The sequence below is a fragment of the Sphingomonas fuzhouensis genome (genome assembly GCF_034659795.1).
Lineage (GTDB): Bacteria > Pseudomonadota > Alphaproteobacteria > Sphingomonadales > Sphingomonadaceae > Sphingomonas > Sphingomonas fuzhouensis.
Map to the genome: position 1 here is coordinate 162,349 of NZ_JAXSQY010000002.1, position 12,498 is coordinate 174,846.

The following is a 12,498-nucleotide window of genomic DNA, read 5'->3' on the forward strand; positions in this document are numbered from 1 at the left end:
CCTCAATCCCTCGACAAAAAGGCCCCCAGCTTAGCCCCGGCCGCCTGCCAGTCGACATCGCGCTCATGCAACCAGGCGTCGTCATAATAGGTGCAATCGTAACGCTCGCCGCCATCGCACAGGATGGTGACGACCGAGCCGTGTTCGCCGGCCGCGTGCATCTCGGCGATCAGCTGCGCACAGGCGACCAGGTTCGTGCCGGTCGAGCCCCCGACCCGCCGCCCCAACCGCGCCGACAGGGCCCGCATCGCACCGATGCTGTCCGCATCCTCCACCGCGATCATCCGGTCGATGACCGAGGGGATGAAGCTGGGCTCGACGCGCGGCCGCCCGATGCCCTCGATCCGGCTGGCGCATCCTTCCGCCAGCGCGGTCACCGCGCGATCGGCAAAGTGGCGGTGGAAGACCGAATGAACGGGGTCGGCGACACAGAGCCGGGTCGCATGACGCTGATACCCGATATAGCGGCCGATCGTCGCCGAGGTGCCGCCGGTGCCCGCCCCGCACACGATCCAGGCCGGGATCGGAAATGCCTCCGCCGCCATCTGCGCGAAGATGCTTTCGGCAATGTTGTTGTTGCCACGCCAGTCGGTCGCCCGCTCGGCATAGGTGAACTGGTCGAGATAATGACCGTTCGTCTCTACCGCGAGGGCGTGGGCAACGTCATAGACGGTACGCGGATCGTCGACCGCATGGATCTCGCCGCCATGGAAGCGGATCGCATCGAGCTTGGGCGCGGCGGTCGAGGCGGGGACGACCGCGATGAAGCGCAGCCCCAGCATGCGCGCGAAATAGGCCTCGCTGACCGCCGTCGACCCGGACGACGCCTCGATGATGCAGGTGTCGGGCCCGATCCAGCCATTGCACAGCGCATAGAGAAACAGCGATCGTGCCAGCCGATGCTTCAAACTGCCCGTCGGATGGCTGCTTTCATCCTTCAGATACAGCGTGATCCCCGGATAGCGTGGCAGCTCGATCCGGATCAGATGCGTATCCGCCGAGCGGTTGAAATCCGCCTCGATCCGATGGATCGCCTCGGTACGCCAGGCCCGGATGGCGGCATCGTCGCGATCAGCGGGCATCGGCGGTCAGCCCGTGGCGTAGCAGCATCGCCTGCGGATCGGCGTCGCGACCGCGAAAGGCGCGGAAGCTCTTGGCGGCCGGGCGGCTGGCGCCGCGCGACAGGACCTCGTCGCGGAAGCGGGCGGCGGTGGCGCGGTCGATCAGCCCGGCTTCGGCAAAGCCCTGGAAGCCGTCGGCGGCCAGCACCTCGGCCCAGAGATAGCTGTAATAGCCCGATGCATAGCCCCCTGCGAAGATATGGGTGAAGGCGTGGGGGAATCGATGCCAGGCGGGCGGGCGGACCACCGCCACCTCGTCGCGTACCGCTTCGATCACCTCCATCGGATCGCTGCCCATCGTGCCCAGGTGCAGCAACAGGTCGAACAGTGCGAATTCCACCTGTCGCACGATGAACATGCCCGACAGGAAGTGCCGCGCGGCGATCAGTCGCTCGAACAACGCATCCGACAGCGGCGCGCCGGTGTCGTGATGTCCGGACATGTCGCGCAGGACGGCGCGGTCCCAGGCGAAATCCTCCATCAGCTGGCTGGGCAGTTCGATCGCGTCCCATTCGAAGCCGTTGGTGCCCGCAATATTGGGGCGGTCGACCCGCGTGAACAGGTGATGCAGGCAATGCCCCGTCTCGTGCAGGAAGGTGACGACCTCCTTATGACTGAGCAGCGACGGGCTACCCGGCATCCTGGGCGCGAAGTTGCACACGAGATAGGCGACCGGCACGCGCCGGGCATTGCCGTCGTTCAGCCGGGGCCGCGCCTGCGCCATCCATGCGCCGCCCCGCTTGCCCGGCCGCGCATGCAGATCGACATAGACGCCCGCGAACACCGTGCCCGCTTCGTCCGCCACGTCATAATAACAGGCATCGGGATGATAGACCGCCACATCGGGCCGCGCGATCAGGCGGATGCCGAACAGGCGGTCGAGCAGATTCTGCCAGCCCGTAACGACACGCACCACCGGGAAATGGGCGCGCACCTCCTGCTCATCGACGGCATAGCGGGCCTGACGCAGCCGCTCCGCCACATAAGCCACATCCCAGGGTTGAAGATCGGCGATCCCCAGATGCTGGGCAGCATAATCGGCCAGTTCGGCAAACTCGCGCGCCGCGGCCGGTTTCGCGCGGCACGCCAGATCGCGCAGGAAGGCCAGAACCGTGGCGGCATCGGGCGCCATCTTGGTCGCGAGCGACCATTCGACCGGATCGGGAAAACCGAGCAGGTGCGCGCCCTCCCGCCGCCGCGCAAGGATTTCGGCGATACGCCCCGAATTGTCGAAGCGACCGGCATGAGGCCCCTGATCGGACGCACGGGTGCCCGAGGCGGCATAGACACGCTCGCGCAAGCCCCGATCCTCGGCAAAGGTCAGGACCGCGTTGACGCTGGGCATCTGAAGCGTGACGACCCAGCCGGACAGGCCACGCAGCTTGGCCGCCTCGGCGAACATCGCCCTGTCCGATGCGGAAAGACCGGCCAACAGGCCTTCGTCCTCGACATGTTCGAACCAGGCATCGGTCGCGTCGAGCACCGCATTGCCGAACTCGGTCGACAGCTGTGACAGCTCCACCGACAAGGCGGCGAAGCGGGCGCGGTCCTCGAGCGACAGCGCGACCCCCGACAGGGTGAAGTCGCGGATCATGTGGTTCACCGCCGCACGATCCGCCTCGGGACGCGCCGCAAAGGCCGTCGTCTCGGTCAGGGCGACCAGCACGTCGTACAGGGCGCGGTTCTGCATGACCTGAAGATGGTTCTCGACCAGCCGCTTCTGCCCCTGTGCGTAGGCCGATCGCAGTTCGGGCGTGTCGGCGACCGCCTGTAGATGCGACACCGCCGACCAGACACCTGCGATCGCGGTGTCCGCCCGTTCCAGCGGCATCCACGCCTCGGCAAAGTCGGTCGGTCGGGCCTCGACGATGCGCGCCACCACCGCGCGGTGATCGGCCAGCACCTGGTCGAGCGCGGGGGCGATCTGGTCGGGGCGGATATCGCCGAAATGCGGCAGTGCCAGCGTGTCGAGCAGCGGGTTCGTCATCATGCCTTCTCTTTCAAACCAGCGGAGCGGAGGCCGCGCCATCGGCGGCAATCGCGTGAATATTGTGGCCCGCCAGGAAGCGCTCGGCCTCCAGGGCGGCCATGCAGCCCATGCCTGCCGAGGTGACGGCCTGGCGGAACAGCTTGTCCTGCACATCGCCCGCCGCAAATACGCCGGGCACGCTGGTCGCGGTCGATCCGGGGGTGACGAGGATATAGCCCTCGTCGTCCATCCGAAGCTGCCCCTTGAACAGCGATGTGGCGGGATCATGCCCGATCGCGACGAACAGCCCGTGGACCGCCAGTTGCGACATGGTGCCGCCCTGCGTATCGCGCAGCGCGACGCCGGTCACGCCGCTCGCATCGCCCAGCACCTCCGCCACCTCGGCATTCCAGATCATCTCGATCTTGGGATTGGCATGGAGCCGCGCCTGATTGGTGCGATCGGCGCGCAAACGATCGCGGCGATGGATCAGATAGACCTTCTCGGCGAAATTGGTGAGGTACAGTGCTTCCTCGACCGCCGTGTTGCCGCCGCCCACCACCGCGCAGGTCCGGCCGCGATAGAAGAAACCGTCGCATGTCGCGCAGGCCGACACGCCGCGCCCGCGATATTCGGTCTCGCTGTCCAGCCCCAGCCAGCGCGCCGACGCGCCGGTCGCCACGACGATCGTGTCGGCGCAATAATGCGTGCCGTCGTCACCGATCGCCAGGAAGGGCCGGGCGGTCAGGTCCACTTGGACGATCAGGTCGCTCACCACCTCGACACCGGCTTTCCGCACCTGTTCGCCCATCCGCGCCATTAGGTCGGGGCCGAGCACGCTTTCGTCGCCCGGCCAGTTCTCGACCTCGGTGGTGATGGTCAATTGTCCGCCCGGTTGCGGCCCCTCGATCAGGATCGGGGCAAGCGCGGCGCGCGCGGCATAGACGGCGGCCGTGTAACCCGCCGGGCCGGAACCGATGATGAGGACCTTGCCGGACCGGATCGAGGGGGAGCGTATGTCCGGCACGTTACGCCTCCACGACCAGCGGCGCGGCTTCCATGACCTCGATGGCCTTCCAACCGGTGGCCATATAGGTCGCGACCGACTTGTCCATGCGATCGCATCGCATGCGGAAGCGTTCACCCAGCGCCGGATGATCGGCGTCGAGAATGGCATAGACCCGCGCCAGCCCATCCAGGTCCGCCTTGTACCCGTCTTTCTCCGCCTGTTCGCGGATCTTGTAGACCTGGCTCTCTTCCTCTTCGGTCCAGCCGATCTCCGCGAGCGAGCGATACAGGTTCAGCGTGCCGACCGCACTCAGCGTATCGCGCAGCACCGTGCGCATCGTGCCGGGCCAGGCCGCCGCCTCGACCGCACTGCCCGCCTTGCGACCCAGCGGATCGTCGCCGATCGCATCGGTGGCCGCCACCGCCGCCAGCCGTGCCGATTTCCACGCCTTGCGATCGGGTTCGTCCCCGTCGATGGCGCGCCGGTGCAGGGCGACGATCGCCTGTCGGCTCTGCTCCAGCAGCGGGTGACGCTCCGCCACCGCGCACAGGGTCTGCTGTTCCAGCAGCGACAGGATCAGCCGGGATACGACCCCCGTCAGATCGGCACCGACCGGCGTGCGCTCCAGCCAGGCTTCGGCAAAGGCGGCGGCGTCGGCGCGCGGCCGGAAACCGTTGACGAACACCGGCAGCGTCTCGGCCAGGGCGATCGGGTATCCCAGCCGGGCGGCATAGCCGGGCGTGTCATCCGCCTCGATGATCGCACCGATCACATTGGCCTGGCCATTCTCCCAGGCGGGGAAATAGACGAAGGTGTCGGCCGCGATGTGCCGCCGCAGTTGCGCCAGGGCATGACCCTTGAGCGCAGGATCGCCGTGAAACGCGATGTCGGCCATCATTCCCCACCCACATGCGCATCGACAAAGGCATCGAGGCGGCTACGCGAAATGGTGCCGACGGTGCGAGCGGTTTCCGCCCCGTCCTTCACGATCATCAGGAGGGGAATGCCGCGCACGCCGAACCGCTGGGCAAGACCCGGATTGGCCTCGATATCGACCTTCACGATCTCCATCTCCTCGGCATAATCCTCGGCCAGTTCGTCGAGCGCGGGGACCAGCGCCTTGCACGGCGCGCACCACGGGGCCCAGAAATCGACCAGCACCGGCTTGTCGTTCTTCAGGACGATGTCGTCGAAATCCTGCTCGGTCGCGTTACGCATGAAACTGTCCTTTCGGGAATGTTCGGGAGTTCATCCGGCCTGTCCGCCGACCATCATCCGGTCGATGCGCAGCGTGGGCTGGCCGACGCTGACATTGAGCGACTGGCCCTGCTTGCCACAGGTCGCCATGCCGGTGTCGAAGGCCAGGTCGTTGCCGATCATCGAGACGTGGCGCAGCGCCTCGTGCCCGACGCCGATCAGCGTCGCGCCGCGTACCGGCGCCACCAGCCTGCCCTTCTCGACCAGCCACGCCTCGATCGTGGTGAAGTTGAAGCGGCCGGTGACGATATCAACCTGCCCGCCGTCGAACTCGGTCGCGTAGATGCCGCGATCGATCGAGGCGATGATGGCGGCCGGATCGGCCGCGCCGTTCGCCAGGAAGGTGTTGGTCATGCGCGGCATCGGCAGATGGGCATAGGACTGGCGACGGCCATTGCCGGTCGAGCGGGCGTTCATCAGCCCGGCGTTGAGCCGGTCCTGCATCAGCCCGGTCAACACGCCGTCTTCGACCAGCACGGTGCGATCGGGCGCGCTACCTTCGTCATCGATGCCCAGCGAGCCCAGCCGCCCTGCCAGCCCGCCATCGTCGATCACGGTCACGCCCGCCGCGGCGATCCGTTCGCCGACCTTGCCGTCGAAGGCAGACAGATGCTTGCGGTGATGATCGCCCTCCAGCCCATGGCCGACCGCCTCGTGGAACAGCACGCCGGGATAACCCGGCCCCAGCACCACCGGCATCTCGCCGACCGGCGCGGCGATCGCGTCGAGATTGTTGAGCGCCATGCGCGTCGCGGTCTTGACCATCTGATCGACGGACGCGGCATCGAATCCCTCCAGTGCCGCACGCCGCCCCAGCCCCGCCTGGCCGCGTGCGCGCCGCCCGTCCTGCTCGGCGATGACGACCATCGACAGGATCGTCAGCGGCCGCACGTCGCCCGCCAGCAGGCCATCGGCCTCGGCGACGAGGATCGTCGTGTCGGTCGAGCGGACATTGGCATCGACCCGCGCGATGCGGCCGTCCTGGGCGCGGGCAAGCTGGTCGATCCGCTCGAGCAGCGCGATCCATGCGGTGGCGTCGGCGACCGAGACCGCGTCGATGGCGGGATAGAGATCATGGCCGCCCGCCTGACGGGTCAGCGCGATGCCCTGCCCCTGCCGACCCGCATCGCCGTGGCGCGCGAGCGTGCGCACCGCGCGCACCGTATCGCGCAACGCGCCTTCGCGCATATCGGCCGAATGGGCGAAACTGACCTGGCCGCCATGCGCCGCGCGTGCGCCGACGCCCTGCCGCATCGAAAAGCCGCCCTGGGTGACGCGGCCGTCCTGCAATTGCCAGCTTCGAGTCGCGGTCGTCTCGAAATACAGATCGGCCAGATCGGCGCCGCCGCCCGCCAGTTCGCCCAGCGCGCGGCCGATCGCCGCTTCGTCCAGCCCCGCCGGGCCGAGCAGCGCCGCACGCGCCCGGTCCAGAGCCAATGCGCCGCCGTTCATGCCTTGCCTCCCACCTGCATGTCGTCGACCAGGATCGCCCCCGTACGGATCGCGCCCAGACGCTCGACATCGCGGCCGACCGCGCGGATGCCGTTCAGCATCGCGGGCAGTTGCCCCGCCAGCGTCACATCGGTGACGGCATGGACGATCTCGCCCCCCTCGACCCACAGCCCCTTGGCCGCCTGGGTCCAGTTGCCGGTCGCGGGATCGGTCTTACCGCCCTGAAACTCGGTGACGACCAGCCCTGTGTCCAGCATCCGCAGCATCGCCGCAAAGTCGCCGCTCGGGGCCGTGCTGGTCAGTCGCAGATTGTAGAAGCCATCGGCATTGCCGGTCGACGCCATGCCCAGCTTGCGCCCCGAGACGCTCGACAGGAACAGCCCCTCGACCATCCCGCCGCGCAGGATATGCCGGGTCGACCCTGCAATCCCCTCGCTGTCGAACCCACCGCTCGCCAGTCCCAGCGGTTCGAACGGGTCCTCGACCAGATCGAGATGCGCGGCGGCGACGCTCCGGCCCAGCGGATCGCGCAGGAAACTCATCCCCCGGAACTGCGCCATGCCGGTCAGCGCGCCCGCCAGGTCGGACACCAGCGACATGGCTGTGCGCGGATCGAACAGGACGGGACCACGGCGGCTGGGCACGGCCCGCGCGCCCAGCCCTGCACGGGCCCGGTCGGCTGCGGTCCGGACCAGCTGCTCCGGCGGAGTCAGCGCGTCGACGCGCCGCTCCTGCGACTGGCAAAAGGCAGACGTGCTGCCGCCCTCGTCCTTCGCCAGCATCACCGACCAGCGTGCATCGTTCGAGCGGCGGACGCTGCGGCAAAAGCCGTCGCTCGTCGCCAGCGCCCACAGCCCCTCGGTCGCGACCGCCACCGACTCCCCGGCGCGAAGGCGCGGATCGGCGCGCACCGCCTCACCGGCGATCCGGTCCATCAGGCTGGCCGAGGCCAGCAACACGTCCGGGTCGCGCGGGCCGTCCGCGTAAATCGCGGGCGACGGCCCGGAAAAGGCGAGCGCGTCGGCGGGCGGCAAGCCCGCATCCGGGTCGGGCTGGACATGGGCGGCGATCATCATCGCCTCCTCGACCACCCGTTCGATCGCCGCCCGGTCGAAGCTGGCGGTCGAGGCCGCGCCGCGTCGTCCTTCGTGGAAGACCGTGATCCCCAGCCCTTGCGTCCCGCTCCGCTCGGCAGTCTCGACCTCGCCGCCGCGCACCGCGATCTTGGCGACGCCTTCATGATGGACCGAGGCCCGTGCGGTGGCACCGCGCCGGACCGCCAGTTCGACCGCCCGTTGCGCCGCAGCGCGCAGATCCTCCTCGCGCTGGGTCAGCAGGCTGCTCATGCCGCCCCCTCGATGCGCGACGGCGTGGCATGGCCGTGATGCAGGGTCAGGCGGTGGGTGTGATACGCGGCCAGTTTCTCGTTATGCACGACGCTGACGATGGTGGCGTCGGGCATGGCGGCGATCACCGCCTGATAGAAGAACGCCGCATTGCCGGCATCGAGCGCGCTGGTCGCCTCGTCGACGATCAACAGGGTCGGCCGCTGCAACAGGATGCGGGCCAGCGCGACACGCTGCTGCTCGCCGGGCGACAGCTCGTCCTGCCACATGCGCAGCTCGTGCATGGCCTCAACATGGGCATCCAGATGGACTTCCCTGAGCAGCGCCGCGATGACCGCATCGTCATGATCCTCGGGCTGGTCGGGGAAGCAGATCGCGTCCTTCAGCGTCCCCAGTGGCAGGTATAGCCGCTGCGGCACCAGCATCGCACTGCCGGTCCGAGTCATCGCGACCTGCCCCGTGCCGTCCGGCCACAGCCCGGCAATGGCACGCAGCAGCGTGGTCTTGCCGGTGCCCGACGGCCCCTCGATCACCCAGCGCTCGCCATTGCAGATCGTCCAGTCCGCCACCGACAATAGCGGCTCGCCATTGGGGCGGCGCAAGGCAAGGCCGGTGGTCAGGATCGCCACGCCATCCGGTGTGCCGCCGGGCGTGAACGCGATGCCGCGCGGCCGTTCATGATCGATCGCATCGTCCAGCGCCTTTAGACGGTTGATATTGGCGATCTGCGTCGCGATCTGCGGATAGGCGGTGACGATATAGGACAGGCTGGACGAGAATTGCGTGAAGGCGTCCCGTGCGGCTTGCACTTGGCCGAAGGTAATCGCGCCTGCGAAATATTTGGGGACGGTCAGGAACAGCGGCACGACCGTCATGATCCGCTGATAAATATTTTGCCCGGCGCTCAGACCGGCATTGGCCAGCATCAGCGGATACCAGTTGCGACGGATATTGGCGAAGGCGATCCGCAGGCCATCACGCTCGGTTGCCTGCGCGCCCGAAAAAGCGATCTGCTCGCCGTTACGCCGGACGTGCAGCAGGGCGCTGCGATAATCGGCATCATAATGCTGCTCGCGCATCTTGCGCCGGATGAACGGCTTGCCGATCCAGGCGATGAACACCGTACCGAAGATCACATAGGCGATCGAGAACCAGACCAGGTCACCGCCGGGCAGCGGGATGCGATAGCCGAAGAGCGGTATCGCGATTGGCGAGGAGGTTTGCAGAAGGATGGTGGCGAACACGACCGCGCGCACCGTGCTGAAGATCACCCCGACCAGGATAGCGAACGGCGATGTGCCATATTGCAGGCCGATCGAGGTGAAGGATCGGATATCCTCGGCGATACGCTGATCGGGATTGTCGATCATGCGCAACCGCTCGATCTCGTAAAACCGGTCGCGCGCGAACCAGCGGCCGAGATACCAGTCGTTCAACCAGCTGCGCCACCGGATCGACAAGGTCCAGTTGACGATATTGTGGGCGAACATCGTCCCCACTTCCATGCCCGCGATCATCAGGAACATCACGACCAGCGACAGGAACTTGGCCCCCTGCCGCTGCTCGATCGCATCATAGAATTGCCGCTGCCACTGGTTCGACCAGAAGAAAGCATAGGTCGTGCCGATCTCGATCACGCAATAGCACAGGACCAGAAACCACGCCCATTTCCAGTCGTCCGAGACGAAGTACCGCGTGCTGATCCGCCAGGCATGCGCCCACCGGTCGCGGGCGGGCTGCGGCGGCTGGAGACCCGCTTCGCGGCGGGTCTCCTCGACATTGGCGGGGGGTGGCATCATGATCGGCGAAACCTATCAGAACAAACGCTTGGAGATGCTCAGGCGGACGCTGCGCGGCTCGTTGACCGGTACATAGGCGAATGTCGCGGTCGACCCGTAATTACGCCGGTTGAGAATGTTGCGGATACCGATGTTGAAGTCGAAGCCCTTGAACGACAGGAACGCATTCGTATCGATCTGGCGTGACGGCGGCACGACATATTGGCCCAGAACATTGGCATAGGAACTGGAGCGCCCGTACAGCCCCCCCGATACACCGCCGCTGACGCCATCGGAAATCTTTGTGCGATAGGTCGAATACAGGCTATACGTATCGCGCGGCTGGTTCGCTACCACGGTCTGCGATGCGTTCGTCGTCAGCAAGGCATATTTGGTGCGTGTCAGCGACGCCAGCACCGACCATCCCGGCAGCAACTGCCCGGCGATATTCAGGTCGATGCCACGCCCTCGCTGGCCCGGTCCCGGAAACAGATTGGTCGGGTCGATCGGATCGCGGACGATGATATTGTCCTGCTGGATATCGAAATAGGACGCGTTGATCGTCGCCCGCTTGTGGAACAGGTCGAGCTTGACGCCCGCCTCCTTATTCGTGGTGATGATGTTCGGCAGGATGCTACCGTCCTTGGCCACGGTGAAGATGGCCTGTTCGCCACGTCCATAGTTGGCGAAGAGGGACAGGTTGTTCGTGGCGTCCAATATGATGCCCGCGCTGGGTGACACGCCGTTCTTGCGCTGCAAGGATACAGCCGACGGCCCTGTGAAGAATGTCTGCCCCCGCGTTTCGAACCAGTTCTTACGAACGCCGCCGAGAATCTTGATCTTCCAGAATTCGATCAGCGCCTGGCCGTATACGCCCTCCTGCTTGCCCTGGCTGCGGATCTGCACCGGTCCGAAGGGCTTCCAGAGAATTACATTGTCCGTATTCCCGAACAGAGGCGGATTGGGGATGGTCAGACCCGACGTCGCGGACCGCTGCTCGACCGTGCCGTCACTATAATTATAGCCGACGTTGAAACTCGCCTTCAGTGCATCACCGAGATGGGTCTTGATGCGGACAAAGCTGTCGATGGCGTTGGACGAGCCCTCCTGCTGCGAGCCTATGAAATAGCCGTTGAAGGCCCCCGCACGCGTATAGCCGAGACTGCCGGCCCGCAGCGTCAGCAACGTCTGGTCGTGCATGCCACGGGCCACGATCTCGACGCCCGGCACGATCTGTCGCGTCGCATCAAAATAGAAACGACTGGTGCTGATCCGGATACCCTGGTCGGAGGAATAGATCGGCACCGAGGGATCGCGATCGATGATCTGCCGCGTTTTGTTGTCGAACAACGTGTACGCGCCGATCCCGCTGGTCGCCTCGTTGATGCTTGCGCCGACGACGATATCGGTCAGGCGATCCTTATATCGCAGCGACGGCGCGAACAGCCAGCTCTTGTCCCCGGTATAGCCGCCGTAATTATGGTCCATCGTCTGCGCGCTGGCGATGACGCGTGCGGAGAGTTTCTTGTCGGCGGTGATCGCGTTGTTGGCATCGATCACACCGCGCACCAGCCCGAACGAACCCGTATCGAAGCTGACGGCCAGCCGCTCCTCGGCGCTCGGCTTCTTGGTCACCACGTTGATGTTGCCGCCCAGATTGCCGAACCCGGCGAGTATCGCGTCCGGCCCCTTCAGGACTTCCACCCGCTCGATATTGGCGACCGGCTGATCGGCACCGGCGTTGACGCCATATTGCGACGACGACGTCAGGCCATTGACCAGGCCGCCTGCCGAAAAGCCACGGACCGTGTACGTCGCACCGCTATTGGGGCCGTTGCCCTGGATCGACACACCGCCCGCATTGCGCAGGATGTCGGTGATGTTGAGCGCCTGCTGCTCCTCGATGGTCTTGGCGGTGATGACCTGCGTGTTGCGCGGCTGGTTGCGCAGGCCCAGGCCGTTGCGATCCGATGTCGTGGCCTGGCGAACCAGAACGCTGGTCTCCGCCTCGTCGCGCCGCGCGGTCACGACGATGTCGTTGACGATGGTCAGCGCGCCCTGCGCACCGGGGATGATCGCCAGGCTGCTGCCCTGGATCGCCGCCTGAACGGCACGCTTGGCGTTGCGGGCGCCGCGCACCGGGTGCGAGGTCAGCCCCTTCACCGCATCGGGGTCGTAATTGATCGCCTCGCCGCTCCGTGCGGCGATCGCCTGAAGCGCCTCGGCCATCGGCATGGCGGGCAGGTCGATCACAGCCCCCCGGTTGCTCGGCCCGGTCTGTGCCGAGGCGGGCGACGGTGCGACGCCACTCATGATCGCCAGAACGCTCAGGCTGGCGGCGCCCAGAAGGCCGCGTGCATTTGCAGTCATATCCAACATGCAATCCCCTCCCCAAGGCCAAGCGCCATCCCGCGCACGGGCATGATCGCCCATCCGTTGAACCGAAGACCCTGTGACAAAAACGGACTCGCCCGGTGGCGAAAAAGCGGTCGATTCCACGACAGTAACAACCGCGGCCGTCCTCCTGCTCGACGGACTTCCCTATCTTGGCACCAACGGCGCCAGT

9 protein-coding genes are annotated in these 12,498 nt (G+C 66.4%); all 9 read right to left on the reverse strand.

Translation table 11 applies throughout. The features are described 5' to 3' along the window. Window positions 1-2: 2 nt before the first annotated feature. The 9 genes from U1H82_RS05465 to U1H82_RS05505 are packed head-to-tail and all read right to left on the reverse strand — an operon-like array spanning window position 3 to window position 12,311. Window positions 3-1,082 (reverse strand): PLP-dependent cysteine synthase family protein, encoded by a 1,080-nt coding sequence (locus U1H82_RS05465; RefSeq protein ID WP_322963918.1) that lies wholly within the window; start codon window positions 1,080-1,082, stop codon window positions 3-5. Then, window positions 1,072-3,111 (reverse strand): M3 family metallopeptidase, encoded by a 2,040-nt coding sequence (locus U1H82_RS05470; RefSeq protein ID WP_375339498.1) that lies wholly within the window; start codon window positions 3,109-3,111, stop codon window positions 1,072-1,074. Before U1H82_RS05470 ends, U1H82_RS05465 begins: the two co-directional genes overlap by 11 nt. 10 nt (window positions 3,112-3,121) lie before the next feature. Beyond that, on the reverse strand, window positions 3,122-4,117 hold the full coding sequence (gene trxB, locus U1H82_RS05475; RefSeq protein WP_322963919.1) for a thioredoxin-disulfide reductase: 996 nt from the start codon (window positions 4,115-4,117) through the stop codon (window positions 3,122-3,124). A 1-nt stretch (window position 4,118) separates the two neighbouring features. Continuing rightward, window positions 4,119-4,994: a hypothetical protein gene (locus U1H82_RS05480; protein ID WP_322963920.1), complete on the reverse strand. Its 876-nt coding sequence runs from the start codon at window positions 4,992-4,994 to the stop codon at window positions 4,119-4,121. Beyond that, window positions 4,994-5,317, reverse strand: a complete 324-nt coding sequence (gene trxA / locus U1H82_RS05485; RefSeq protein WP_322963921.1) for a thioredoxin — start codon at window positions 5,315-5,317, stop codon at window positions 4,994-4,996. The genes U1H82_RS05480 and trxA overlap by 1 nt, the downstream gene beginning before the upstream one ends. Before the next feature lie 30 nt (window positions 5,318-5,347). Then, the gene (locus tag U1H82_RS05490; protein ID WP_322963922.1) at window positions 5,348-6,808 is read right to left on the reverse strand and encodes a metallopeptidase TldD-related protein; all 1,461 of its coding nucleotides are present in this window, start codon (window positions 6,806-6,808) and stop codon (window positions 5,348-5,350) included. Next, the gene (locus tag U1H82_RS05495; protein ID WP_322963923.1) at window positions 6,805-8,154 is read right to left on the reverse strand and encodes a TldD/PmbA family protein; all 1,350 of its coding nucleotides are present in this window, start codon (window positions 8,152-8,154) and stop codon (window positions 6,805-6,807) included. The genes U1H82_RS05490 and U1H82_RS05495 overlap by 4 nt, the downstream gene beginning before the upstream one ends. Further along, a complete protein-coding gene (locus U1H82_RS05500) occupies window positions 8,151-9,953 on the reverse strand; it encodes an ABC transporter ATP-binding protein/permease (protein ID WP_322963924.1) in 1,803 nt (600 codons plus the stop codon). The genes U1H82_RS05495 and U1H82_RS05500 overlap by 4 nt, the downstream gene beginning before the upstream one ends. Before the next feature lie 15 nt (window positions 9,954-9,968). Next, window positions 9,969-12,311: a TonB-dependent siderophore receptor gene (locus tag U1H82_RS05505; protein ID WP_322963925.1), complete on the reverse strand. Its 2,343-nt coding sequence runs from the start codon at window positions 12,309-12,311 to the stop codon at window positions 9,969-9,971. Window positions 12,312-12,498 lie beyond the last annotated feature (187 nt).

What these genes read in the sequence shown, in the direction of transcription:
- U1H82_RS05465 (WP_322963918.1), bottom strand. Translation starts at nt 1,082, where the DNA reads ATGCCCGCTGATCGCGACGATGCCGCCATCCGGGCCTGGCGTACCGAG.
- U1H82_RS05470 (WP_375339498.1), bottom strand. Translation starts at nt 3,111, where the DNA reads ATGATGACGAACCCGCTGCTCGACACGCTGGCACTGCCGCATTTCGGC.
- U1H82_RS05480 (WP_322963920.1), bottom strand. Translation starts at nt 4,994, where the DNA reads ATGGCCGACATCGCGTTTCACGGCGATCCTGCGCTCAAGGGTCATGCC.
- trxA (WP_322963921.1), bottom strand. Translation starts at nt 5,317, where the DNA reads ATGCGTAACGCGACCGAGCAGGATTTCGACGACATCGTCCTGAAGAAC.
- U1H82_RS05490 (WP_322963922.1), bottom strand. Translation starts at nt 6,808, where the DNA reads ATGAACGGCGGCGCATTGGCTCTGGACCGGGCGCGTGCGGCGCTGCTC.
- U1H82_RS05495 (WP_322963923.1), bottom strand. Translation starts at nt 8,154, where the DNA reads ATGAGCAGCCTGCTGACCCAGCGCGAGGAGGATCTGCGCGCTGCGGCG.
- U1H82_RS05500 (WP_322963924.1), bottom strand. Translation starts at nt 9,953, where the DNA reads ATGATGCCACCCCCCGCCAATGTCGAGGAGACCCGCCGCGAAGCGGGT.
- U1H82_RS05505 (WP_322963925.1), bottom strand. Translation starts at nt 12,311, where the DNA reads ATGTTGGATATGACTGCAAATGCACGCGGCCTTCTGGGCGCCGCCAGC.